This is a genomic window from Shinella sp. (assembly GCF_035998705.1).
In the GTDB taxonomy this organism is placed as follows: domain Bacteria; phylum Pseudomonadota; class Alphaproteobacteria; order Rhizobiales; family Rhizobiaceae; genus Shinella.
Genome location: NZ_DASYHH010000019.1, coordinates 43,183 through 68,206, shown reverse-complemented (window position 1 = coordinate 68,206; position 25,024 = coordinate 43,183). Strand labels below are relative to the sequence as shown.

23 protein-coding genes are annotated in these 25,024 nt (G+C 65.2%); 11 read left to right on the top strand and 12 right to left on the bottom strand.

The window, feature by feature from the left end; translation table 11 throughout:
* Positions 1-58: 58 nt before the first annotated feature.
* The 5 genes from VGN93_RS14730 (at position 59) to VGN93_RS14710 (ending at position 4,611) form a co-directional block, all read left to right on the top strand.
* Entirely contained in the window at positions 59-1,312 is a 1,254-nt protein-coding gene (locus VGN93_RS14730) for a hypothetical protein (protein ID WP_327508039.1), read from the top strand.
* A 12-nt stretch (positions 1,313-1,324) separates the two neighbouring features.
* The gene (locus VGN93_RS14725) at positions 1,325-2,932 is read left to right on the top strand and encodes a heme biosynthesis protein HemY (protein ID WP_327508038.1); all 1,608 of its coding nucleotides are present in this window, start codon (positions 1,325-1,327) and stop codon (positions 2,930-2,932) included.
* Between the two features lie 80 nt (positions 2,933-3,012).
* The gene (locus tag VGN93_RS14720; protein ID WP_319315716.1) at positions 3,013-3,501 is read left to right on the top strand and encodes a TerB family tellurite resistance protein; all 489 of its coding nucleotides are present in this window, start codon (positions 3,013-3,015) and stop codon (positions 3,499-3,501) included.
* A gap of 3 nt (positions 3,502-3,504) precedes the next feature.
* On the top strand, positions 3,505-4,221 hold the full coding sequence (locus VGN93_RS14715) for a glutamine amidotransferase (protein WP_327508037.1): 717 nt from the start codon (positions 3,505-3,507) through the stop codon (positions 4,219-4,221).
* A 96-nt stretch (positions 4,222-4,317) separates the two neighbouring features.
* The gene (locus VGN93_RS14710) at positions 4,318-4,611 is read left to right on the top strand and encodes a YggT family protein (RefSeq protein WP_256119446.1); all 294 of its coding nucleotides are present in this window, start codon (positions 4,318-4,320) and stop codon (positions 4,609-4,611) included.
* A 76-nt stretch (positions 4,612-4,687) separates the two neighbouring features.
* Here VGN93_RS14710 and ppa read toward each other — a convergent pair whose 3' ends face one another.
* The gene (gene ppa / locus VGN93_RS14705) at positions 4,688-5,221 is read right to left on the bottom strand and encodes an inorganic diphosphatase (protein WP_327508036.1); all 534 of its coding nucleotides are present in this window, start codon (positions 5,219-5,221) and stop codon (positions 4,688-4,690) included.
* Positions 5,222-5,359: 138 nt separating this feature from the next.
* Between ppa and VGN93_RS14700 the strand changes: the two genes are divergently transcribed.
* Positions 5,360-5,974, top strand: coding sequence for a hypothetical protein (locus tag VGN93_RS14700; protein ID WP_327508035.1), 615 nt, complete (start codon positions 5,360-5,362; stop codon positions 5,972-5,974).
* Positions 5,975-5,977: 3 nt separating this feature from the next.
* Here the strand turns inward: VGN93_RS14700 and VGN93_RS14695 are convergent, their stop codons facing one another.
* From VGN93_RS14695 to VGN93_RS14680, 4 genes are all read right to left on the bottom strand, one after another.
* Positions 5,978-6,484: a GNAT family N-acetyltransferase gene (locus VGN93_RS14695; RefSeq protein WP_256119449.1), complete on the bottom strand. Its 507-nt coding sequence runs from the start codon at positions 6,482-6,484 to the stop codon at positions 5,978-5,980.
* 204 nt (positions 6,485-6,688) lie between these two features.
* Entirely contained in the window at positions 6,689-8,515 is a 1,827-nt protein-coding gene (typA, locus tag VGN93_RS14690; protein WP_327508034.1) for a translational GTPase TypA, read from the bottom strand.
* Between the two features lie 148 nt (positions 8,516-8,663).
* A complete protein-coding gene (locus VGN93_RS14685; protein ID WP_327508033.1) occupies positions 8,664-10,226 on the bottom strand; it encodes an alkaline phosphatase D family protein in 1,563 nt (520 codons plus the stop codon).
* A gap of 325 nt (positions 10,227-10,551) precedes the next feature.
* Entirely contained in the window at positions 10,552-12,612 is a 2,061-nt protein-coding gene (locus tag VGN93_RS14680; protein WP_327508032.1) for a M3 family metallopeptidase, read from the bottom strand.
* A 385-nt stretch (positions 12,613-12,997) separates the two neighbouring features.
* Between VGN93_RS14680 and VGN93_RS14675 the strand changes: the two genes are divergently transcribed.
* Positions 12,998-14,116 (top strand): DUF475 domain-containing protein, encoded by a 1,119-nt coding sequence (locus VGN93_RS14675; protein WP_327508031.1) that lies wholly within the window; start codon positions 12,998-13,000, stop codon positions 14,114-14,116.
* Between the two features lie 121 nt (positions 14,117-14,237).
* Here the strand turns inward: VGN93_RS14675 and VGN93_RS14670 are convergent, their stop codons facing one another.
* From VGN93_RS14670 to VGN93_RS14650, 5 genes are all read right to left on the bottom strand, one after another.
* Entirely contained in the window at positions 14,238-14,402 is a 165-nt protein-coding gene (locus VGN93_RS14670; protein WP_171902425.1) for a hypothetical protein, read from the bottom strand.
* Positions 14,403-14,556: 154 nt separating this feature from the next.
* A complete protein-coding gene (locus VGN93_RS14665) occupies positions 14,557-16,074 on the bottom strand; it encodes a tripartite tricarboxylate transporter permease (RefSeq protein WP_327508030.1) in 1,518 nt (505 codons plus the stop codon).
* Between the two features lie 10 nt (positions 16,075-16,084).
* Positions 16,085-16,573, bottom strand: coding sequence for a tripartite tricarboxylate transporter TctB family protein (locus VGN93_RS14660; protein WP_327508029.1), 489 nt, complete (start codon positions 16,571-16,573; stop codon positions 16,085-16,087).
* A complete protein-coding gene (locus tag VGN93_RS14655) occupies positions 16,570-17,514 on the bottom strand; it encodes a tripartite tricarboxylate transporter substrate binding protein (RefSeq protein WP_319324773.1) in 945 nt (314 codons plus the stop codon). The genes VGN93_RS14660 and VGN93_RS14655 overlap by 4 nt, the downstream gene beginning before the upstream one ends.
* A gap of 231 nt (positions 17,515-17,745) precedes the next feature.
* Positions 17,746-18,813: an ABC transporter substrate-binding protein gene (locus tag VGN93_RS14650; protein WP_327508028.1), complete on the bottom strand. Its 1,068-nt coding sequence runs from the start codon at positions 18,811-18,813 to the stop codon at positions 17,746-17,748.
* 78 nt (positions 18,814-18,891) lie between these two features.
* Here VGN93_RS14650 and VGN93_RS14645 point away from each other — a divergent pair, with 78 nt between their 5' ends.
* Positions 18,892-19,566 (top strand): response regulator transcription factor, encoded by a 675-nt coding sequence (locus VGN93_RS14645; RefSeq protein ID WP_319324769.1) that lies wholly within the window; start codon positions 18,892-18,894, stop codon positions 19,564-19,566.
* The gene (locus VGN93_RS14640) at positions 19,563-20,954 is read left to right on the top strand and encodes a sensor histidine kinase (protein ID WP_327508027.1); all 1,392 of its coding nucleotides are present in this window, start codon (positions 19,563-19,565) and stop codon (positions 20,952-20,954) included. Before VGN93_RS14645 ends, VGN93_RS14640 begins: the two co-directional genes overlap by 4 nt.
* On the opposite strand, the gene VGN93_RS14635 is transcribed toward VGN93_RS14640, so the two are convergent.
* Positions 20,951-21,592: a LysE family translocator gene (locus tag VGN93_RS14635; RefSeq protein ID WP_327508026.1), complete on the bottom strand. Its 642-nt coding sequence runs from the start codon at positions 21,590-21,592 to the stop codon at positions 20,951-20,953. The genes VGN93_RS14640 and VGN93_RS14635 overlap by 4 nt on opposite strands.
* Before the next feature lie 174 nt (positions 21,593-21,766).
* Between VGN93_RS14635 and VGN93_RS14630 the strand changes: the two genes are divergently transcribed.
* Together VGN93_RS14630 and VGN93_RS14625 are read left to right on the top strand one after the other, a co-directional pair.
* Positions 21,767-22,252 carry a MarR family winged helix-turn-helix transcriptional regulator gene (locus VGN93_RS14630; RefSeq protein ID WP_319324762.1) on the top strand — a complete coding sequence of 162 codons (486 nt, stop codon included), beginning with the start codon at positions 21,767-21,769 and terminating at the stop codon, positions 22,250-22,252.
* A gap of 11 nt (positions 22,253-22,263) precedes the next feature.
* Positions 22,264-23,466: a multidrug effflux MFS transporter gene (locus VGN93_RS14625; protein ID WP_327508135.1), complete on the top strand. Its 1,203-nt coding sequence runs from the start codon at positions 22,264-22,266 to the stop codon at positions 23,464-23,466.
* Positions 23,467-23,662: 196 nt separating this feature from the next.
* On the opposite strand, the gene VGN93_RS14620 is transcribed toward VGN93_RS14625, so the two are convergent.
* Positions 23,663-24,886 carry an argininosuccinate synthase gene (locus tag VGN93_RS14620; RefSeq protein ID WP_327508025.1) on the bottom strand — a complete coding sequence of 408 codons (1,224 nt, stop codon included), beginning with the start codon at positions 24,884-24,886 and terminating at the stop codon, positions 23,663-23,665.
* Positions 24,887-25,024: the final 138 nt, after the last annotated feature.

Here is a 25,024-nt window from a genome sequence, read left to right as displayed (position 1 = left end):
CCTCGCCGCCTTCCCTGTCTAGGTTTAGTGCAGTGCACATGAATAGCAGGAGGTCGCCATGGAACCGGAAACCCCGTCCCGTCGCAAGAAAGCCGGCGACGAACCCGTGACGATCGACCTCGAAGCGGTCCCGGCCTCCGTCAGCAACGAGACGCTGGCCGCCGAGGATAAGACGGAAACCGACGCCGAGCCCACGGAAACGACGACGACCGAAACGGAAACCGCGGAAACCGTGACCGAAGAGGCCGTAGCAGCCGAGCCCGAAACCGTCATCGAGGAAAAGCAGGAGCCGGTGGAGCCGGCCCGCGCGACCTATGAGGAGCCGGTGCGCGCGCAAACGCCGCCGCCCCCGCAGAAAAGCAATGCCGGCGCGCTTGCCGCCAGCATTCTCGGCGGCCTGATCGCACTTCTGGGCGCCGGCAGCCTGCAATATGGCGGCTACCTGCCCGCAATCGGTCCCGACCGGGCCGACGACACCAGCGCCGTTTCCGCCCTTTCCAACGAGGTCGAGGCGCTGAAGACCAGCCTTTCCGAGGCCGGCACCGCAAGCCCGGTCGATCTCCAGCCGATCGAAACACGCATCGTCGCGCTCGAAAAAACGGCCGGTGAAAGCACGGGTGCGACCGGCGCCGCCCCCGAAGCCGTCACCAAGCTCGAAGGCGACGTGACGCGGCTGACGACGGAACTTGCGGCCTTGCGCGAAGCCATTGCGGCCGTGAGTTCGACCGAAAGCCAGTTGACCGAGCGCATCGCCGCCGCCGAACAGAAACTCGACGAGCCGCGCAGCGACATCGCGATGGCCCGCGCCGTCGCCGCAAGCGCCCTTAAGACCGCGATCGACCGCGGCGGCCCCTATCTCGCCGAACTGGAAGCCTTCGCCAGCATCTCGCCGGACGACCCGTCCGTTGCGGGCCTGCGCGAACAGGCGGCCATCGGCGTGCCGTCGCGCTCGGATCTCGTGCGGGACTTCCAGAAGACGGCCGATGCCATTCTCGATGCCGTGCACCAGCCGGACGGCGACCAGGGCGTCTTCAACCGCCTGATGTCGAGCGCAGCCTCGGCGATCCGCGTGCGCCCGGTCGGCACCGTCGAGGGGGATTCACCCGAAGCGATCGTCGCGCGCATCGAAACCAAGCTGCAGAACGGCGACTTCAAGGGCGCGCAGATCGAATGGCAGACCCTGCCGGAGGTGGGCCAGACCGCGGCAGCAGACTACAAGCGCACGCTCGACCAGCGTGTGGCCGTCGAAGGCCTGATCGGCGCCGTCGTTTCCGGCGCCATGAACGGCGCGACCACCGGCAACCAGGGCTGAGGAGAAGACTTCATGATTCGCATTCTGGTCTTCGCCCTCTTCGTCCTGGCTCTCGCGGCGGGCTTTGCCTGGCTTGCCGACCGTCCCGGCGAACTCTCCATCATCTGGCAGGGCCAGCGGGCGGATATGAGCCTGATGGTCGCCGCCACGCTCGTCGTCTCGCTCATCGCCGCCGTCATGTTCACCTGGTGGATCGTGCGCGTCGTCTGGACCTCGCCGCACTCGATCCAGCGGTTCTTTCGCGCCCGCAAGCGCGACCGTGGCTACCAGGCGCTCTCGACCGGCCTGATCGCCGCCGGCGCGGGCGACGCCGCCGGTGCCCGGAAAATGCTGGGCCGCACCAAGGGCCTGCTGAGCGCCGACCAGGAGCCGCTCATCCACCTGCTCGAAGCGCAGGCCGCGATGATCGAAGGCCGCTACGACGACGCGCGCAAAAAATTCGAGCTGATGGCCGACGATCCGGAAACCCGCGAGCTCGGCCTGCGTGGCCTCTACCTGGAGGCCCGCCGCCTCGGCGCCAACGAGGCCGCGCGGCAATATGCCGAGCGTGCCGCCGAAAAGGCGCCGCAGCTTCCCTGGGCGACGGAAGCAGCCCTCGAATACCGCTCCGAGGCCGGCGACTGGGACGAGGCGCTGCGCCTGCTCGGTGATGGCCGCTCCGGCTCGGCCGAGGAGAAGAAGGCGCATGCCCGCCGCCGGGCCGTGCTGCTCACCGCCCGCGCTTCCGCCAAGCTCGATGCCGACCCGAAGGGCGCGCGCGACGACGCCCAGCACGCGCTGAAGCTCGACGAGAATTTCGTGCCGGCCGGCCTCATCGCCGCCAAGGCCTATCTGCGCGAAGACAACCTGCGCAAGGCCGCCTCCATTCTCGAAAAGCTCTGGAAGGCGACGGCGCATGGCGACGTGGCGAAACTTTACGTGCGCGCCCGCAGCGGCGATTCGGCGACCGACCGGCTGAAGCGGGCGGAAAAACTCGAATCCATTCGGCCGAACAACGCCGAGGCGCTCTACGCCATCGCCGAGGCAGCACTGGAGACGCGCGACTTCGCCCTTGCCCGCACCAAGGCCGAAGCCGCCGCGCGCCTCTCGCCGCGCGAAAGCGCCTTCCTGCTGCTCGCCGATATCGAGGACGCCGAGACCGGCGACCAGGGCCGCATCCGCCACTGGATGAACCAGGCGCTGAAGGCGCCGCGCGATCCGGCCTGGACGGCCGACGGCATCACCGCGCCGGAATGGCGCGCCATCTCGCCCGTCACCGGCCGCCTCGACGCCTTCGAATGGAAGACGCCGGTGAGCGAGCTTCAGGGCCCGATCGAGCAAGGCTCCGCCGACAGCGTCGACGAGGCGATCCGCACCCTGCCGCCGCTCGCCATCGAGGCGAAGCCGGCCGTCAAGATCCAACCGGCCGAGACGAAGGAAGCCGAAAAGCCGGTGGTCGTCGCGGCCGTCGTCGAACCGGCCCCGGTGAAGGAAATCATCGTCGCGGAAAAGGCGAAGGCGAAACCGGAACCCGTGGTGGCCGAGGAGGAGGAACGACCCTTCTTCGGCCTGCCGGACGATCCGGGCGTCAAGGAAGGCGCCGCCAAACGGGACGGCACGAGCGGTTTCCGCTTGTTCTGAAAACACGTCCGGCAGAGCAACGGTTTGCTGGACGTGATGGGCATGCGCAAAGGGCTTGAGGGTAAACGGGGCGACAACAGATGTTCGAACGCTTGCAGCAGTTTCTGGCGAGCCTTTCCGGTGGCGACAGCAAACCGGCCTTTGCCGCCGACGACCCGCGGGTCGCCGTCATCGCGCTCTGCATCCAGGTGATGGAAGCCGACGGCAAGGTGCTGGAGGTCGAGAAGACGGCGCTGCGCGCCCGCTTCAAGGAGCTCTATGGCGTCGACGAGGCGGAGCTCGATGCGCTCGTCGCCGCCGGCACCGATGCCGAGAGCGAAGCGATCGACTTCTTCCGCTTCACCTCGGAACTGAAGCGCCAGCTTTCTGAGGACCAGCGCGTCGACCTGATCGGCCTGCTCTGGGAAATCGTCTATGCGGATGGCGAGAGGAGCGAGATGGAGGATCACGCGATCTGGCGCATTGCCGACCTGCTCGCCGTCTCGGGCCGCGAACGCATCATGAAACGGCAGCAGGTGGCCGAACGGGTGGGAGCCATGGGGGAGAAAGAAGGAGAGGACGAAGCCTGAGCCATGCTCGATTTCCCCCGTAAACCGCGCCGCGGACCGCCCGTGCTGGTCGTGCTGCACCAGGAGACCTCCAGCCCGGGCCGCGTCGGCCAAATCCTGCAGCAGATGGGCCATGCGCTGGATATCCGCCGCCCCGTGCTCGGCGATCCCCTGCCCGCCACGCTCGAGCACCACGCCGGCGCCGTCGTCTTCGGCGGGCCGATGAGCGCCAACGACGACGAGCCCTATGTGCGCGAGGAGATCGACTGGCTGTCGGTGCCCCTGAAGGAGAACCGCCCCTTCCTCGGCATCTGCCTCGGTGCGCAGATGCTGGTCAAGAACCTCGGCGGCAGGGTGTTCGGCCATGAAGAGGGCTGGACGGAAATCGGCTGGTATCCGCTGAAGGCGACGGAGGCCGGCACCGCCCTGCTGCCCTGGCCGGAAATGGTCTACCAGTTCCACCGCGAAGGTTTCGACCTGCCCTCGGGCGCGACATTGCTGGCGACCGGCCATCATTACGAAAACCAGGCCTTCCGCTATGGCGACAAGGCCTGGGGCATCCAGTTCCACGGCGAGCTGACGCTCGCCATGATGCATCGCTGGGTCGTGCGCGGCGCGCACCGCTTCGAGTTGCCGGGCGCCCAGATGGGCCGCGCCCATCTCGATGGCCGCCTGCTGCACGACGCGGCGCTGCGCCTCTGGATGACGTCCTTCCTCGACCGCATCTTCCACGAAGACTGACGGCAATTAAACATGTTGGCGGCGCATCCGGCGCGCGGCCTTGCTGGCTGCGCCCGCAATGGCTACATGTCAGCACGAAACCAATTGGAGACATCAATGATAGCGGTCATCAACACCCTATTGTTCATCATCAACATAGCGTGGTTCCTGGTGATCGCCTCGGCGATCTTCTCCTGGCTCTACGCCTTCAATGTCATCAACGCGAACAATCAGGTGATCGCGACCATCGGCCGCTCGCTCTACCAGCTGACCGAGCCGATCTACCGCCCGATCCGCCGCATCCTGCCGAATTTCGGCGGCGTGGATCTGTCGCCGCTCGTCGTGCTCGTCATCCTGTTCTTCCTGGAACAGGTGATCCGCACCGTGCTGGCGCCCGCCCTGCTTTCTTAAGGCAGCTGCACCCGGAAAAAGAAAATCCTCCGGATCGCTGGCGACCCGGAGGATTTCGTCGAACGGTACGAAGCGCTTACTTGCCTTCGTTGTAGCGGGCGACGGCTTCGAGGATCATCTTCTTGGCGACCTCGACGTCCTGCCAGCCGGCGATCTTCACCCACTTGCCGGGCTCCAGATCCTTGTAATGCGTGAAGAAGTGCTCGATCTGCTTCAGGGTGATGTCCGGCAGGTCGGTGTAGTTGGCGACCTTGTCGTAGCGGCGCGTCAGCTTCGGCACCGGCACGGCGATGATCTTCTCGTCCTTGCCGCCATCGTCTTCCATGACCAGCACGCCGATCGGGCGCACATTGATCACACAGCCCGGAACGAGCGGGCGGGTGTTGGCGATCAGCACGTCGATCGGGTCGCCGTCCTCCGACAGCGTGTGCGGCACGAAGCCGTAATTGCCCGGATAGGTCATCGGCGTGTAGAGGAAGCGGTCGACGACGAGCGCGCCGGCTTCCTTGTCCATTTCGTACTTGATCGGGTGGCCGCCGACCGGCACCTCGACAATGACGTTCACGTCGTCGGGCGGGTTCTTGCCAACGGAAATCGCATCGATACGCATGGAGGGGCTCCCTGAACTGCGGTGGTTTGTTTGCGGGCTTCCTAATGCGAATCCCGTTGCAGCGCAACATGACTTTCGCCGGGGGCCCGAATAGACCGGCCCGGTCCGCCGTCTCCAAAAGGACCTGGAGGATACCCGATGCGCCCGATACACCTCGTTCTCGCCGCCGCCCTTGCCGCCGCCTCGGCGACGGCTGCTCTGGCCAATGAAAGCACCTATACCGAGCGCAATCTCGACGCCTGCGAGACCCTGTCGGAAACCGACGAAGGCCCGAGCATCACGATGAAATGCGCCGGCTACAAGGATTTTTCCGTCTATTTCAAGGAGGGTGACCTCCGGCAGAGCCAAGCCTATGGGCCGATCGGCAAGGTCTGGCTCGACGAGGCCTTCGAGAGTTTTGGACCGTTCAACCATACCAACGCCAGGATCGAATGGCGGCTTGCCGCGGATGGCGCGCCCATCGCCACCATCGTGCGCTGGTTCGTCTCCGATCCGGAAACGACGAGCGACACCACCACGCGCTACGGCCAGGTCCTCGTCGTCTCGACAGTGGCGACGGCGAAAGACCCGTCGAGCTGCGTCCTCGGTTATGTCGATGCGCTGGAGAACAAGGAGGCCAACACGCTCGCCCGCACGGTGGCGGACGAAGAGGCATCCGGCTTCACCTGCGGCAAGAGCGAGCCGCAATGGCACGGCGCGCGCGGAAAGCTTGCCGGGGAGCCGATGCGCTATCTGCCGGAAAAAACCGAATAGCGGTCAGGACCAGACGAAACCGACCTTCTTCAGTTCCTTCTCGCCGAAATTCTCCATGCCTTCGGCAATGTCGCGCCCGCCGGCGGAGCGGAAGAACCGGTCGGCGTGCTCGCTGTCTTCCAGGCACCAGACGATCATGCCGTTACAGCCGAGCGACTTCAGCAGGCGCTGCGCCTCGCCGAACAGCAGCCGGCCAAGGCCGATGCCCTGGTATTCCGGGCGAAGGTAAAGCTCGTAGATCTCGCCTTCCTGCGGCAGCGCGCGGGCGCGGTTGAGGCCGAGCGTGGCATAACCGGCAACCGTGCCCGCGACGTCGAGCACCAGAAGCGTCGCCGGACCGCGCGTCGCCTTGCGCCACCAGGTCTCGTTGCGGCGGTCGACCATCTGGATCAGCGGTTTGTGCGGAATGAGGCCGCCATAGGCCTGCAGCCACGATACCCGATGGGTTTCGGATATCGCGCGTGCGTCCTGCGGCTCGGCGCGCCGCACATCGATCGACAGTGTTTTCATAACACGACTCTTATTCCGGCACCGATTCCACCGGAATCCCATGGGCGGAGAAGTCTCTCTTTCCCCACAGGCGAGTTCCGTATGGCACACGGAAAAGTTAACGCTTTTTTAACAAACGTCACAAGTCGTAAAACGATGGCACACACATGAAAAACCCCGGTGCAGGCATCGGGGTCCAGAATGTCTCGTTTCGGGAAGAAGCGCTTATGCCGCGCCGGCGGCGCGCTGCTTGTCGAATCGCTTGCGGTCGTTGGCGTCGAGGAACATCTTGCGCAGACGGATCGACTTCGGCGTCACTTCCATCAGCTCGTCGTCCTGGATCCACGACAGAGCGCGGTCGAGCGTCATGCGGATCGGCGGGGTCAACTTCACGGCTTCGTCCTTGCCGGCGGCGCGGATGTTGGTGAGCTGCTTGCCCTTCAGCACGTTGACCTCGAGGTCGTTGTCACGAGTGTGGATGCCGATGATCATGCCCGCATAGACCTTTTCGCCCGGCTCGATGATCATCGGGCCGCGGTCTTCGAGGTTGAACATGGCATAGGCAACGGCTTCGCCCGACGCGTTCGACAGCAGCACGCCGTTGACGCGGCCGCCGATCGCACCCTTGTAGGGCTGGTAGTCGTGGAACAGGCGGTTCATGACGGCCGTGCCGCGCGTGTCGGTCAGGAGTTCCGACTGGTAGCCGATCAGGCCGCGGGTCGGCGCCAGGAATTTCAGGCGGACACGGTTGCCGCCCGACGGACGAAGCTCCGTCATCTCGGCCTTGCGCTCGGACATCTTCTGCACGACGACGCCCGAATGCTCTTCGTCAACGTCGACGACGACTTCTTCGATCGGCTCCATCGTGGTGCCGTTCTCGTCCTTGTGCATGACGACGCGCGGACGCGACACGGCCAGTTCGAAACCTTCGCGACGCATGGTCTCGATCAGAACGGCGAGCTGCAGTTCGCCGCGGCCGGAAACATAGAACGAATCCTTGCCTTCGGCCTCTTCGATCTTCAGCGCGACATTGCCTTCAGCTTCCTTGAACAGGCGGTCGCGGATGACGCGGCTCGTCACCTTGTCGCCTTCGGTGCCGGCGAGCGGGCTGTCGTTGACGATGAAGGACATGGTGACCGTCGGCGGGTCGATCGGCTGCGCCTTCATGGCTTCGGTGACCGAGGGATCGCAGAACGTGTCGGCGACGGTGCCCTTGGAGAGGCCGGCAATCGCGACGATGTCGCCCGCATGGGCTTCGTCGATCGGCTGACGCTCGATGCCGCGGAAAGCGAGGATCTTCGAGATACGGCCCGTTTCGATGGTCTTGCCATCCTGGCCGAGAACCTTGACGGCCTGGTTCGGCTTGATCGAGCCGGAATGGACGCGGCCGGTGATGATACGGCCGAGGAAGGGGTTGGCTTCGAGGATCGTGCCGATCAGGCGGAACGGGCCTTCGGCGACCGTCGGCTCCGGCACGTGCTTCAGCACGAGGTCGAGCAGCGGCGCCATGCCTTCGTCCTTCGGGCCTTCCGGGTTGACGTTCATCCAGCCATTGCGGCCCGAACCGTAGAGGATCGGGAAGTCGAGCTGCTCGTCGGTGGCGTCGAGATTGGCGAAGAGGTCGAAGACCTCGTTCAACACTTCCTCGTGACGACCGTCCGGACGGTCGATCTTGTTGATCGCGACGATCGGCTTCAGACCGACCTTGAGCGCCTTGCCGACCACGAACTTGGTCTGCGGCATCGGGCCTTCCGAGCTATCGACGAGAACGATCGCGCCGTCCACCATCGAGAGGATGCGCTCGACTTCACCGCCGAAGTCGGCGTGGCCGGGGGTGTCGACGATATTGATGCGAACGCCCTTCCAATCCACCGAGGTCGCCTTGGCGAGAATGGTGATGCCGCGTTCCTTTTCGAGGTCGTTCGAGTCCATCACGCGTTCGGCGACGCGCTGGTTTTCACGGAACGAGCCGGACTGCTTCAGAAGCTCGTCAACGAGCGTGGTCTTGCCATGGTCGACGTGCGCGATGATCGCGATATTGCGGATGGACATGGGTCATAATCTCTGAGGTTCGGGGCGCGCAGGGTATGAGGGCGCCGTCTTCAATGGCCGGGCTCTTACATGTTTTTCCGCAATTGCGAAAGGGGCGGGACGCAACTCTGTTATCCTTCCGGCTCAAGGCTCGCCCGGATGCCACATCTCACGACGTACGCACCGGCGGCAGCGTCACCCGCCAGAGCTCCTGGTCCTCCCGGTCCATCAGCCGCACGGTCATCTCCTCGCTCGCCCCATGGATGTCGACGAGGCCGAAGAATTGCAGGCCGGCGGACGGCGGAAGATTGCTGTCGACGCCGCCCTTCGACGATTTGATGAAGCGGACTTCCGGCCCGAAGGTGCTGTCGAGCGGCTTTGGCCCATAGGTGCCGGAATGCAGCGGGCCGGAGACGAATTCCCAGAACGGATTGAACGCCTGGAATTTCGCCCGCGACGGATCGTAGTGATGCGCAGCGGTATAGTGCACGTCCGCCGTCAGCCAGACGACATTGTGGATGGCATTGTCGCGCATGAAGGAGAGCAGGTCGGCGATTTCCCGCTCGCGCGCCGCCGGCGGCCCGTTCAACCCGTCCGCCACGCCCTCGTAGCCGAGGCTGCTGGAAAAATCGTCCCAGATGACGAGGCCGAGCGGCATGTCGCAGGCGATCACCTTCCAGACCGCCTTGGACGCCGCAAGCTCGCGCCGCAGCCAGTCCGCCTGCCGCCAGCCGAACAGGCCGTTCTCCGTGCCGCCCCGGTTGGGGCTGCGATAGGAGCGCAGGTCGACGAAGAATACATCGAGCAGCGGCCCATAGGCGACCTTGCGGAAGATGCGGCCGGGCTCTGTGGGAAAGTAACGGATCGACGTCATCTCGTGGAAGGCGCGCCGCGCACGGGCTTCGTAGATGCCGATCTCCTTGTCCGGATAGCGCCGGTCGCCGGTGAGATCGCTCGATTCCGACCAGTTGTTCAGCACCTCGTGGTCGTCCCACTGGAAGAGGGTCGGGCACTGGCTATTGAAGGCGAGCAGGTGGTCGTCGAGCAGATTGTATTTCCACTGACCCCGGAACTCTTCCAGCGTGCGCGCCACATTGCGTTTTTCGTCGGTGACGATGCGGTTTTTCCACACCCCGCCGTCGCGTAGCGGGATTTCATCCGGAATCGGTCCGTCCGCATAGACCGTATCGCCCGAATGGATGAAGAAATCCGGCTCGTGGCGCAACATCGTCGAATAGGTCTTCATGCCGACATCGTCGATACCCCAGCCCTGCCCCGCCGTATCGCCCGACCAGACAAAGCGCACCGAGCGCTTGCGCATCGGCGCCGTGCGGAAGCGCCCGACGATCGGCTCGGAGACGAGATGGCTGGAATAGGGATCATTCGCCGTGAAGCGGTAAAAAATGTCCTGGTCCGGCAGCAGGCCCTGCAGCATGGCCTTGACCGTGTTGTCGGACGTCCCCAGCGCCCTCTGCACCGGCATCCGGGCCGCATTGGTGAAACTGTCGGTGGTCGAATATTCGAGCATCACCTCCGCCGGGCGGTCGGTCCGCGCCCAGACCATACCGGAGGAACAATCGACGTCGCCGGACTGCACGCCGTGGGAGAAGACCGGACTGCCATGCCGCCGCGCATAATAGGGAACCGCCAGCGCCGAGGATGTGGCCAACGCGCCGGCGCCCGCAGTCAGAAGAAACGAGCGCCGCGTCAGCGTCTCGGGAACAATCGCCATGCCACCTCCGGCCTGACCCGCGAATCGAAACGCCAGGCGGGCAGACCATGAGTCTTCGCCATGTCAGTCCGGTAACGGGAGCATGACGTTTTGCCGAAAGTTCGGTGACGGGAGCATGACGACACGAGATGGCGCGAGCAGTTGCCAGCAGAAGCCACCGCCCCCATGCGGCAGGTTTCCGGCCACAGCTGCAACCTCTCCTCCGTCATGGTCGGGCCTGACCCGACCATCCACCCACCGGCACGCCGTGTATGTGGATCCTCGGGTCAAGCCCGAGGCTGACGTTGGTGGGTGGGGGACGACCTTCGCGAGAGAAGACGGCCCGTCAGGCTGCCAGCCCCTTCTTCTCCAGCATCGCCTCCGGGCTCGGCAGCTTGCCGCGGAAGGCCTTGTAGGCGTCTTCCGGGTCGACGGAGCCGCCCACGGCGTAGATGTAGGTCTTCAAGCGTTCGGCCATCGCCGGGTTGAAGGCGTCGCCGGTCTCGGTGAAGGCGGCGAAGGCGTCGGCATCCAGTACCTCCGACCACATGTAGGAATAGTAGCCGGCCGAGTAGCCGTCACCGGAGAAGACGTGCTGGAAGTGCGGCGTCGCGTGGCGCATGACGATGGACTTCGGCAGGCCGATCTTGTCCAGCACCTCCGCCTGCACAGCCATCGGATCGTCCACCGGACCGCGGATATGGAACGCCATGTCGACCAGCGCCGAGGAGGTGAACTCCACGGTCGCGAAGCCGGAATTGAAGGTGCGGGCGGCGAGAACCTTGTCGAGCAGCGCCTGCGGCATCGCCTCGCCTGTCTGGTAATGCACCGCATAGCGCGTCAAAATTTCCGGCACGGTCAGCCAATGTTCGTAGAGCTGCGAGGGCAGTTCGACGAAATCGCGCGACACGCCGGTGCCCGAGACCGAGGGATAGGTGACGTCGGAGAGCATGCCGTGCAGCGCATGGCCGAATTCGTGGAACAGCGTGCGCGCATCGTCGATCGAAAGCAGCGCCGGCTTGCCTTCGGCAGGCTTGGCGAAATTGCAGACATTGTAGATGATCGGGATTTCGCCGACGGTGCCATTCTTGAGCGGCAGGCGATGCTGGCTCTGGTAGGAGCTCATCCAGGCGCCGGAGCGTTTCGAGGAACGGGCGAAATAATCGCCGAGGAACATGGCGACGAGCTTGTCGTTGCGGTCGCGGATTTCGAAGACCCGCACATCCGGATGATAGACGGGCACGTCCTTCTTCTCGATCGCATGGATATCGAACAGGCGTTCGGCAACGTCGAAGCAGGCCTCGATGATCTTTTCGAGCTGGAGATAGGGTTTCAGCTCGGCCTCGGAGAAGTTGAATTTCCGGGAGCGCTGCTTTTCCGCATAATAGCGCCAGTCCCAAGGCATGACCTCGTGGTTGCGCCCCTCTTCCGCGACGAGGGAGGCAAGCTCCGCCTCCTCCTCGCGCGCCCGCGCCACGGCCTTTTCCCAGACCTGCATCAAGAGCCCGTTCACCGCCTCCGGCGTCTTCGCCATCGTGTTGTCGAGCTTCAGCGCCGCGAAATTCTCGTAGCCGAGCAGGCCGGCCTTTTCGGCGCGCAGCGCCAGCGTCTCCTTGACGATGCCGCGGTTGTCCGTCGCCCCTTCGTTCTCGCCGCGCGCCACCCAGGCCCTGAACGCCTGTTCGCGCAGGTCACGCCGCGCCGAGGCTGTGAGGAACGGCTCGATGATCGAGCGCGACAGCGTCACCGCATAGCGCCCGTCATGGCCCCGTTCGCGCGCCGCCGCCGCCATGGCATCCTTCAGGAAGTCCGGCAGGCCGTCCAGCGCATCGCCCTCGTCGAGATAGAGCACCCACTCCTTCTCGTCGGCGAGCACGTTCTGGCCGAATTTCGCACCGAGCCCGGCAAGCGTCTCGTTGATCGAGGACAGCCGCTCCTGCTCCGGCTTTTCAAGCTTGGCGCCGGACTTGACGAAACCCTTCCAGTGCCGCTCCAGCACGCGGGTCTGCTCCAGCGAAAGGCCAAGCGCCGCGCGGCCTTCCCACAGCGCATCGATGCGCTGGAAGAGGGCGGCATTGGTGCCGATCTTCGAATAGTGCCGCGACATTTTTGGCGCGATGTCGCGTTCCAGCGCCTGGATCACGTCGTTGGTGTTGGCGCCCGCCCGGCTCCAGAACAGCGCCGAGACGCGGGAAAGCTCGTCGCCGGCGGTTTCCAGCGCGACGATGGTATTGTCGAAGGTCGCCGGCTCCGGATTGCCGGCGATCGCGTCGATCTCCGCCTCGTGCGACGCCAGCGCCGCATCGAAGCTCGCCGCGAAGGCCTCGTCCTTGACGAGATCGAAACGCGGCAGGCCGTTGAGGCCGGTCCATTCGACGAGGGCGGGATCGATGCGCGTTTCGGTCATGGGGCAGGTCCTTCCTGGCAAATCATCGTGCGGCGAATATAGGAAGGGACAGGGGCATTGGTACAGGGCGCCGTCAGAAAATACGGGAACCGGACGCGCCTACCCGCGTTAGGGCGATGTGGCACCCTGCCTCTTGACGCGGACGGCAACTTCGGAGAGAACAACGCCATCCGCGGCCTTTGACTTGGGTTGCCGCGGGAACCCTGGTGCCGGGCCCCTCTGGCGAGAGTTTTTACGGCGCTCTCGTGATGTCGGTACCGCCAGCAATTAGCCGGCGGATTCATACGCACATGAACATCCTGACCATGCCTTACCCGCATGCCCGTAGTGGTATGCGCAAACTCGTTTCTTCCCTCACCGTGGCTTCCAGCATGGAGGCGCTGTCATGATCGGCAACGGCGAAGGCAAGACCACCCTCTCCTACCTCAAATGGGCATTCATCTCGACCATCATCGGCCTGGCACTCGGTGCCTGGCTCGGCTGGCAGACGACCGGAACGATCTCCGGCATGGCGACCGTCTTCTTCATCTGCGCCGTTCTCGCGGTGCTGGAGATTTCGCTCTCCTTCGATAATGCCATCGTGAATGCCAACAAGCTCAAGGACATGACGCCGGTCTGGCAACGCCGGTTCCTGACCTGGGGCATTCTGATTGCCGTCTTCGGCATGCGCATCGTCTTCCCGCTGTTGATCGTCGTCATCGCCGCCGGTATCGGCCCGATCGATGCGCTCATCCTCGCCGCCCGCGAGCCGGCGGAATATGCGCGCATCATGAACGACGCCCATCTGCCCATCGCCGCTTTCGGCGGCACCTTCCTGATGATGGTCGGCCTCACCTACTTCTTCAACCATGAGAAGGACGTGCACTGGATCGGCTTCATCGAGAAGCACATGGCACGCTCGGCGACCGTCAAGGGCATCGAGATCGCCTTCGTTCTCGCGCTCATCATCGGCTTCTCGAAGCTTCTGGAACCGGCAGAGGCCAACACCTTCGTGCATGCGGCAGTCTACGGCCTCCTCACCTTCCTTGCAGTAGAAGTGATCGGCGGCCTGCTCGATGCCTCGCAGAAGGCGATGTCGGAAGCGGCCAAGGGCGGCCTCGGCGCCTTCATCTATCTGGAAGTGCTCGACGCCAGCTTCTCCTTCGACGGCGTCATCGGCGCCTTCGCGCTGACCCAGAACCTCTTCGTCATCGCCATCGGCCTTGGCATCGGCGCCATGTATGTGCGCTCGATGACCATCATGCTGGTGGAGAAGGGCACGCTGGCCGAATACCGCTACCTGGAGCACGGCGCGTTCTACGCGATCCTGATCCTCTCCGTGGTCATGTACTGCCAGACGCTGGTGCATATCCCGGAGGTCATCACCGGGCTTGGCGGCGCGACGCTGATCGGCATCTCGCTCTGGTCGTCGATCCGCTACAACAGGCGGGAGCGCGCGCTGGAGCATCACGATGCCCCGCACGGCTCCGACCGCGTGGCGAACCAGCTGGGCGAGAAGGCCTGACGACAAGGCCGGCCGCTTCGACGGCCGGCTTCTTCTTACGGGAAGAAGCAACCCAAAATACAGAAGGCCCGCTGGTCTTGCGACCAGCGGGCCTTTCATTGGGAGAATTCGCTGACCCGCGTTAGACGCGCGGGAAATCGGCGGGGTTGATGCCGAGGGTCTTCAGATCGCGTTCCTTCGGGCGGCGGTGCCCTTCGACTGCCGCGGCGGCTGCATTGGCAGCGCTCAGTACGGCGAAGGCCCGGCCGAAGAAGCCCTGGGCGAAGGAGTTGCGGAGGGTGGTCATTTGGATTGCTCGCTTTCTGTTTTAGCTTACGAGCAGAAGATGATGCTTCAGGCCCGAAAGAACAACAGACGGATTGTCAGGCCAGCCATGCAAACAATGCAGGCCGGAAACGGAGTTTCCGGCCTGCATTGTTTTCGGTCGTCAAAGAACAACGTCAGTCTTCGTTCGCCGCAAACTGCGAGAGAACTTCGCCCTTGCCGCGCGCGCGCAGGATGAGCGGCACGACGACGGCGAGAACCGCGACCGCGAAGAGCACGGCGGCAATCGGCGACATGAAGAGCGTCGTCACGTCGCCCTGGCTGATCGCCAGTGCGCGGCGCAGCTGCTGCTCCGCCATCGGCCCGAGGATGAGGCCGACGACGACGGGCGCGATCGGATAACCGAAGATGCGCATGGCAAAGCCGAGCAGGCCGAAGACCAGCAGCATGCCGAGCTCGAACACCGAGGGGTTGGCGCCGATCGTGCCGAGCGTCGCAAACAGCAGGATGCCGGCATAGAGCCAGGGCTTCGGGATCGTCAGCAGCTTCACCCAGAGGCCGATCAGCGGCAGGTTCAGCACCAGCAACATGAAATTGGCGATCAGCAGGCTGGCGATGAGGCCCCAGACGAGCTGCGGATTGGTCGCAAACAAGAGCGGGCCGGGTTGCAGCCCGTATTGCTGGAAGCCGGCGAGCATGATCGCCGCCGTCGCCGTCGTCGGCAGGCCGAGCGAGAGCAGCGGCACGAGCGTGCCGGCGGCGGACGCATTGTTCGCCGCTTCCGGACCGGCAACGCCTTCGATGGCGCCCTTGCCGAATTCGTCCTTGTGCTTGGAGAACTGCTTTTCCGCCGAGTAGGAGAGGAAGCTCGCGATGTCGGCACCGCCCGCCGGCATGGCGCCGATCGGGAAGCCGATGAAGGTGCCGCGCAGCCAGGGTTTCCACGAACGCGCCCAATCCTGCGCGCTCATCCAGACCGAGCCCTTGACCGCCTCCACCTTCTCGGGGATGCGGTCGCCCTGACAGGCGACGTAGAGCGTCTCGCCGATGGCGAACATGGCGACGGCAAGCGTCGTCACCTCGATGCCGTCGAGCAGGTCCGGAATGCCGAAGGAAAGCCGCGCCTGGCCGGTCTGCTGGTCGATGCCGATGACGGCAAGGCCGAGGCCGACAAAAAGAGCGGTGAGGCCGCGCAGAGTCGAATCGCCGAAAGCGGCCGACACGGTCACGAAGGCGAGCACCATCAGCGCGAAATATTCGCGCGGGCCGAAAGAGAGCGCGAACTTCACCACGAAGGGCGCGATGAAGGCGAGGCCGAGCGTCGCGATGAGGCCGGCGACGAAGGAACCGATCGCCGCCGTCGCGAGCGCCGGTCCGCCGCGCCCGGCGCGCGCCATCTTGTTGCCTTCCAGCGCGGTGACGACGGAGGCGCTTTCGCCCGGCGTGTTGAGCAGGATCGACGTGGTCGAGCCGCCATACATGCCGCCGTAATAGATGCCGGCGAACATGATGAGGGAGCCGGCGGGATCGAGCTTGTAGGTGACGGGCAGAAGCAGCGCCACGGTGAGCGCCGGGCCGATGCCGGGCAGAACGCCGACCGCGGTGCCGAGCGTGACGCCGATCAGCGCATAGAGCAGGTTCATCGGCTGGGCGGCGATGGCGATGCCCTGCAACAGGAAGTCGAAAGTACCCATTGTCAGGCCCTCAGAAGAACAGGTGCTCGAGCGGCCCGGCGGGCAGCGAGAGTTGCAGGAAGCGGCCGAAGATGATGAAGACGACGAAGCTCAGCGCAATGCCGATCGGCAGCGAGATCCACAGCTTGCGCCGGCCGAAGCCGAAGGCCGTCAGCGCGAAGAGCACGCCCGTCGCAATCGAGAAACCCGCGGTCTTGAGCAGCAGCATCTGCCCGGCTAGGCCCGCGACGATGAAGACGACCGGCTGCACCTCGATGGGCTCGCGCTCGGGAAAATCGCCGCGCCAGGCTTCGAAGCCCGTCCAGATGGCGAGCAGCGCCAGGCCGATGGCCACGACATGCGGCACGGTGGCGGGGCCGATGCGGGAATAATTGCTCATTTCCGCGAGCCGCCCGGCATCCCACCAGATCACGGCGGCGAGGATGAAAAGGACCGGTGCGATGACCAGCGCCGCCCGATCAGGGCGGCGCTTTGCGTGTGAGGACGGGACCTCGCTCATTTGACGAGCCCGATATCCTTGAGGATGGCTCCTGTGGCGGCGACATCCTTGTCGAGCTGTGCCTTGAAGGCGTCGCCGGCGAGATAGGTGTTCTGCCAGCCCTTGGTCTTCAGGATTTCCTTCCAGGCGTCGGAATTGACCGCCTTTTCGATGTCGGCGTTGATCGCAGCCACTTGTTCGGCAGAGAGACCGGGAGCGGCGGCAACCATGCGCCAGTTTTCGACGACGACGTCGAGGCCGCCTTCCTTGATGGTCGGGGCGTCGATGCCTTCGACACGCTCGGCGCTGGAGATGGCGATCAGGCGCAGCGTACCGGCCTTCACCTGGGCTTCGAACTCGCCGTAGCCGGAAATGCCGGCCGTCACCTGGTTGCCGAGGATCGCGGCGAGCGCTTCGCCACCGCCCGCATAGGCAATATAGTTGATCTTGGTCGGGTCGACGCCGGCCGCCTTGGCGATCAGGCCGACCGCGATGTGGTCCGTGCCGCCAGCCGAGCCGCCAGCCCAGGATACGGCACCCGGATCCGCCTTGAGCGCGGTGACGAGGTCCTGCATGTTCTGGATCGGCGAAGCGGCCGGAACGACGATCGCTTCGTATTCGCCGGTGAGGCGCGCGATCGGCGTGACGTCCTTGAGAGTGACCGGCGACTGGTTGGTGAGGATTGCGCCGACCATGACGTAGCCGCCGACGATGAGGGCGTTGGCATTGCCGGAATTCTGGCTGGCGAACTGGGCAAGACCGATCGTGCCGCCGGCGCCCGGAACGTTGATCACCTGGACGCTGCCGGAAATCTTCTCATCCTGCAGAACCGTCTGCAGCGAACGGGCCGTCTGGTCCCAGCCGCCGCCGGGGCCGGCCGGTGCGATGATCGAATAATCTGCGGCGAAGGCCGGCAGCGCCATGGCGCCGGCGATAAGGGATGCCAGGAAGAAATGTTTCAAGAGTGTGTCCTCCATCAAGCGCGGCTGAATTCCGCGTGTCGTTGCTTATGGGGGAGGAACGGATCGGCCGCGGGCAACGCGAACAGGCTTCGCGGGCGCGATTTCGGCTGAAGTCTCCTCCCAGGTCCTCCGTCCGCCTCCACGGACGATAAGAGCCCTAAACCAGCACACGAAGCTGACATCTACCTGACATGGTAGCGCACGAACGGGCATTGTCGAGCGCCAAGACCATTATTGGCTGCGCAGAACCTCGTTCCAGCGCGCAATCAGCCGCGCACGCTTCACCTGGTCGAGATAGACCATGAGGCCCGGGCTCACCGGCACGGGCTTCAACTGCGCGCCGAGCAGCGCGCTCATCGTGCGCGCCGTGTTGGAGCCGGAGACTTCCGGGCTGACGGCGGCGATCTGCAATTCGCGCGCCATGATCGTCTGGCCCTCCTTCGACATGAAGAAGGCGAGGTAGCGCCGGCCGAGTTCCGGCGAGGCCGCCGCCTGCGGCACGAGGCCGATGCGCGACATGACGACGGTATAATCCTTCGGCAGCACGAGGCCGACATCCGGATGGCGCGACGCCCAGTCCGCCGCATAGGAGCCGAGAATGTTGTAGCCGAGCACGAAACGCCCGTCGGCGACCCGCTCGAGGATGGCCGAACTTGTCGAATAGAGCTTTACGCCCGCCGCGCCCATCGCCTGGATCACCGTCCAGATATCGCCGAACTGCTCCTGGTCGCGCGCCATGAAGAGGAAGCCGACGCCGGAGCGCTCGATGTCGTAGGTGCCGATGCGGCCATAGACCTTCTCGCCCTGCCGCTTCAGGTATTCCACGAATTCGGCGCGCGAGGCCGGCGGTTTCTCATGCCTGAAGCTCGGCTTGTGGTAGACGAAGACGGCGGGCTCGAAGGTCAACGCATAGGCGGTGTTGCGCCAGTTCGCCCATTGCGGCCAGCGATCGCTCATCGGCAGGTCGCTGCGCTGCGCATAACCGTCATTGCTGAGCTTGACCTGCAGGTCCATCGCCGAGGAGAAGGCGAAGTCGGCGGTCTTCTGGCCGGCATCCGTCTCGCGCACGATGCGGTCGTGCACCTCGCCGGTCAGCATCTCGTCATAGCGCACCGCGACGTCGGGATTGGCCTCCTGGAATCCCTCGATCATCGGCCGGGCGAGCGGTTCATCGAGCGAGGAATAGACGACGAGCACCGGCGCATCCGCATTGCCGTCGTGCGCCGGAAAGAAGGTCGGTTCGGCACGGGCGGAAATGGGGGCCGCGATGAGCGCAAGAAGGGTGAGGACAAGACGCATGAGATGACCTTGCCAAAGCGGACGCCCGTTCACAAGTGCACCAGCCGCCGCTAGACTTGCCCGCGGAGGACAAATCAAGTGCGCATTCTACTGGTCGAGGACAACGAAGCGCTCGCGGACGGCCTGTCCGCCATCCTCAAGGGCACCGGCCATGCCGTGGACGTGGTGCGCGACGGCGCGTCGGCGGACGCGGCAATCGCATCGGAAAATTTCGATCTCGTCATCCTCGACTTGACGCTGCCGGAAATGGACGGGCTCGACGTGCTGCGCGCCATGCGCGCCCGCAAGAGCACGGCATCGGTGCTGATCCTGACGGCCCGCGGCGCCCCGGAAGAGCGGGTGCGCGGCCTCGATCTCGGGGCCGACGACTACATGATCAAACCCTTCGACATTTCCGAATTCGAGGCACGCGTGCGCATGTTACTGCGCCGCCAGGCCGGCCTGCGCTCCTCGGCGATCACCTATGGCGGCGTGGCGCTCGACCTCAATTCCCGCACCTTTTCCGCCGAGGGCACGCCGCTGGATATTCCCGCGCGCGAACTTGGCCTGCTCGAAATCCTCTTCATGCGTGCCGGCAAGGTGGTGGCCAAGGAGGCGATCATGCAATCGCTCGCCGCCTTCGACGACGATCTCTCGGCCAATGCCATAGAACAATATGTGAGCCGGCTAAGAAAACGCCTCGCGCCGCACGGCCTCACCGTGCGCACCGCCCGCGGCATCGGCTATTACCTCGACAAGGCGAGCGCCGCTTGACCCTCTTCCCGGCCTCCTCGCTCCGCCGGCGCCTGCTCCTATGGCTGCTCGTCTCGACGGCGGTGATCGGCATAATCGCGCTCGTCGATACCTATCGCGAGGCGGTGAAGACCGCCAACACCGTCTCCGACCGCGTGCTCGCCGGCTCCGCACTCGCCATTGCCGAACGCGTCGTGGTGACGGAGAACGGCAGCCTGGAGGTCGACATTCCCTATGTCGCGCTGGAAATGCTGACGTCTGCCGCGCAGGACCGCGTCTTCTACCGGGTCGACGGGCCGCCCGGCCAGTTCATCACCGGTTACCAGACCCTGCCGACCATCCCGGACATGCAGGGCCGGTCGATCGGCTTCGAGGATGCGACCTTCCGCGGCGAACCGATCCGCATCGCCGTCTTGCAACGCTCGGCCTCGACCGGGATCAACTCCGTGCCCTTCGCCGTGACGGTGGCGGAAACCACCATTGCGCGCCGGCAGCTGGCCCAGGCCATCCTGCTGCGCTCGGCGCTGCGCCTCGCCTTCATGATCGCGGGCGCCGCCACCATCGTCTGGATCGCCGTCACCGTGTCGCTGCGCCCGCTCTATCGCCTCAGCGACGCCATTTCCGAGCGCAACCCCAACGACCTGCACCCGATCGAGCAGCGCGTGCCGAGCGAGGTGCAGGGCGTCGTCGATACGGTCAATTCCTTCATGGTGCGCCTGCAATCGGCGCTCGACGCCCTGCGGCACTTTTCCGGCAACGCCAGCCACCAGCTCAGAACGCCGCTCGCCATCATCCGCACCCAGCTCGCGCTCGCCAGCCGGGCCGCGACGCTGGAGGAGGCACAGGAGGCCGCGCGCAAGGGCGACGCCGCCGTGGCGCATGCCGAACACATCCTCGCCCAGCTTCTGCTGATGGCAAAAATCGACGCCGCCGGTTCGAACGAGCCGCGGAAACCGCCGCCGATCGACATTGCAGCCCTCGCCCAGCAGCTCACCGCCGACCGCGTGCCTTCTGCCGCCGAGGCCGGCATCGACCTCGGCTACGAAGGCGAAGGGCCGGTTCTGGCGCGCGCCGAGCCGCTGCTTTTCGGCGAACTCCTGCGCAATCTGGTGGAGAACGCCATGACCTATGCCGGCCGCGGCGCGGAGGTGACGGTCAGCGTGCGCGAGGTCGCGGATGCCGTGCTGCTCACCGTCGAAGACAACGGACCCGGCATTGCGCCCGAGCGCCGCGGCCTCGTGCGCCAGCGCTTTTCCCGCGGCGAACATCGCGATGCACCCGGCATGGGCCTCGGCCTGCCGATCGTCGAGGAGATCGCAACCCTGTTCGATGCGTCGATGGCGCTCGACGACGGCGCGGACGGGCGGGGCCTCAGGGTGACGATCCGCTTTCCTGCCGCCGACGTTTAAGGCTTGCGCCAGCCGAGCAGGCCGGGCGCCGCATGCCACACCGCCTGCACGGCAAACCCCATGAAGAGCAGGCCGGACATGCGCACGATCGCCAGTTCATGGCGGCGGTAGAAGCGGCGCACCAGGCCGGCGCCGATGATCGCGACCATGATGATATCGGCCAGCACGAAGCCGAAGAACGAGACGGCGAGCAGGGCCGGCAGGGCATCGAAGTCGAGCGCATTCGAGGAACTGGCGAGCAGCGCCGTGAAGGTCGCGAGCGCTACCGGATAGCCCTTGGGATTGGTGAGGCCGAAGATCAGCCCGCGACGCAGCGGCCGATCGACCGTCATCACCGCGGCGCCGTCGCTCCGCGGCCTTGCCCTGAGCGCCGACCAGCCGATCCAGGCGAGGTAGACGCCGCAGAGCAGCCCCAGCACGTCGAACACCATCGTGCCGATCGTCTTGGCGCCGACGATCGCGACCAGCGCCAGCGACGACCAGATGAGATCGCCGACAAGATGCCCGCCCATGAAAAGCGCGCCCGCCCTGCGCCCCTGCCCGGCGCCGATGCCGAGAAGGGCGAGGAAGGCCGGTCCGGGGATGAGCACGTAAAGCAGGGCAGCCATGAAAGCGCCGAACAGCATCGAACCGGTCATGCGAAAATCCCCTTGAATCTCCGGGCACTTCAGTCTGCGCCGCCGCTTTCGTCAAGACCGACTGCCCAGGAATTTGTCATTTCGCAAGGCAGCCATGCATTGCGGCCGGGGCTGGGCCGTTGTCCGCCGCGGCAATGCATAGTAAGTTAAACTTACAATAGCCAGAAAGCGATCATGTCCCCTCGCCCCGATCCCGACGCCCTCGGTTTCGTCCTTATCGACGTTGCCCGCATGTTGCGCAGTGCTTTCGAGCGCCGCATCGCCACCGCCGGTCTCGGCCTCACGCCCGGAGAGGCGCGCACCCTGGTGCGCATCGCGACACTGGAGGGCAGTCGCCAGCTCGACATCGCCCAGCGCATGGGCATCGAGCCGATGACACTCTCCACCTATCTCGACCGGTTGCAGAGCCTCGGCCTGATCGAGCGCCGCCCGGACCCGGCCGATCGCCGCGCCAAGCTGATCTTCACCACGCCGGCCGCCGGCGACCTGATCACCAATATCCGCATCGAGCAGATCGAGCTGATGCAGCATGTGACGAGCGGCATAGGCGAGGCGGACCTGGAGATCATGCGCGGCCAGCTGAAGCGGCTTCGGGCCAATCTGGTGGCGCTGGAGGAAGACAGTTCGGCGCTGGCGCTCGTCAAGGAAGCGATCCTGTGACCGCGCCGCGCATGAGCGAGCGGCGCACGAGCATCATCGCCGCCTTCCTCGTGGCGCTCGGGCCCGTCTCCATGGCGCTCTACACGCCGGCCATGCCGGAACTGGTGCACGCCTTTTCCTCGACGGAATCGGCGATCAAGCTGACGCTTTCGCTCTATTTCGCCGGCTTCGCGCTGTCGCAGCTCGTCTCCGGCACCATGTCGGACGTGCTCGGCCGGCGGAAGACGACGCTGATCTTCATGGTCATCTACCTCGCCGGCAGCCTGATGGCCGCCTTCGCGCCCAGCGTCGATGTGCTGCTGGCCGGTCGCCTCATCCAGGGCATCGGCGCCTCCGTCGGCATGACCGTCGCGCGCGCCATCGTGCGCGACCAGTTCACCGGCACCGAGGCCGCCCGCATCATGAACATGGTCGGCATGATGCTCGCCATCGGCCCCGCCGTCTCGCCGACGCTCGGCGGCCTGGCGCTCGGCCTGTTCGGCTGGCAGTCGATCTTCTTCCTGATGGTCGGTTTCGCGCTCATCGCCTGCGGCGCGGTCTACGGCTTCATGGCCGAAACCACCGTGCCGGACCGGACAAAAGGCCATGTCGGCCCTATCCTGCGCGGCTATCGGGAGCTTGCGACGAGCAGCCGCTTCGTCTCCGCCACGCTCGTCATGGCCGGGGCCGTCGGCGCGCTCTACGGCCAGGCCACCATGCTGCCCTTCGTGCTGATCGGCAAGGTCGGCCTGACGCCCACCCAGTTCGGCGTCGGCATGCTGATGCAGTCGGGCTTCTTCTTCGCCGGCACGATCTGCGTGCGCTTTCTGATGCGCAGCACGGCGCCGGCCCGCCTCGTCTTCCCCGGCCTCTGCTTCATCGGCATTGCCAGCATCCTGATCGCCGGCACCTCGCACCTGATGGCGCCGACCTTCCTCAGCGTCATGGGACCGGTCGGCATCTACGCTTTCGGCATCGCCTTCGTCATGCCCTACATGATGACCGCCGCCATGGAGCCCTTCCCGCATATCGCCGGCTCGGCCTCGGCCGCCATGGGGTTCATCCAGATGGGCGCCGGTTTCATCGCCGGCCTCGTCGCCGCCGTCATCGGCCTCCCCCTCTTCGCCTTCGGCACCATCATCCCGGTCATGGGACTCATGGCCCTTCTCGCCTACGCCTGGTACCGCGCCGTCTGCCTGCGCGACGGCCAGCTCGCGACGGAACCGGCTGAATAGGCTTTCTCACCGTGGGACACCGACCCTCCCCTTGAGGGGGAGGGTCGGGCCGAAGGCCCGGGGCGGGGTGACGCAACCTCTCCACGAGGCACGCCGGTGCGGATGCGGATCACCCCCACCCGCCGCTTCGCGGCGACCTCCCCCCTCAAGGGGGAGGTAGGAGAACGACGCACCCTTTTCTTGATTGCTCGTCCGATCAGCCGCGGCGGTTGCGGGCGGCCAGCGTGCGCAGGCGCAGGGCGTTCAGCTTGATGAAGCCGGCGGCGTCCTTCTGGTCGTAGGCGCCCTGGTCGTCCTCGAAGGTGACGAGCTTGTCGGAATAGAGCGACTTCGGCGATTCACGGCCGGTGACCATGACATTGCCCTTGTAGAGCTTCAGCGTCACTTCGCCCTCGACATGCTCCTGGCTCCGGTCGATCAGCGCCTGGAGCATTTCGCGCTCCGGCGAGAACCAGAAGCCGTAATAGATGAGCTCCGCATAACGCGGCATCAGGTCGTCCTTGAGATGGGCGGCACCCCGGTCGAGCGTGATGCTTTCAATCGCGCGGTGGGCGGCCAGCAGGATCGTGCCGCCGGGCGTCTCGTAGACGCCGCGCGACTTCATGCCGACGAAGCGGTTTTCCACGAGGTCGAGGCGGCCGATGCCATTGTCGCGGCCGTAAGTGTTGAGTGTCGCGAGCAGGGTGGCCGGCGACATGCGCACACCGTTGATCGAGACGGCATCGCCGCGCTCGAAGCCGACCTTGATGGTGGTCGCCTTGTCGGGTGCCGCTTCCGGCGAAATGGTGCGCATATGCACATATTCCGGCGCCTCGACGGCCGGGTCTTCCAGCACCTTGCCCTCGGAGGAGGAATGCAGCAGGTTCGCGTCGACCGAGAACGGCGCTTCGCCCTTCTTGTCCTTGGCGACCGGGATCTGGTGCTGCTCGGCGAATTCGAGCAGGTGCGTGCGGCTCTTGAACGACCAGTCGCGCCACGGCGCGATGATCTTGATATCCGGGTTCAGCGCATAGGCCGAAAGCTCGAAGCGGACCTGGTCGTTGCCCTTGCCGGTGGCGCCATGCGCGATGGCATCGGCACCGGTCTTGGCGGCGATCTCGATCAGGTGCTTGGAGATCAGCGGACGGGCGATCGAGGTGCCGAGCAGGTAGACGCCCTCGTAGACCGCATTGGCACGGAACATCGGGAAGACGAAATCGCGCACGAATTCCTCGCGCACGTCCTCGATGAAGATCTCCTTGATGCCGAGCATCTCGGCCTTCTTGCGCGCCGGCTCCAGCTCTTCGCCCTGGCCGAGGTCGGCCGTAAACGTCACGACTTCCGCGTTGAGTTCGGTCTGAAGCCACTTCAGGATGATCGAGGTATCGAGGCCGCCCGAATAGGCGAGCACGACTTTCTTCACGTCTTTGTATGATGCCATGATGATGAGGTCCGTTGCATGAAAAAGACCGCGGCAAACCCGCACGGCCCGCTGTCGCGGCACTTTTAGCGAGATTGGCGCGTGACGCAAGGGTGGCGCCCGACGCCTCGTGACGCAGGCCAGGTTTGACAGCGCGCC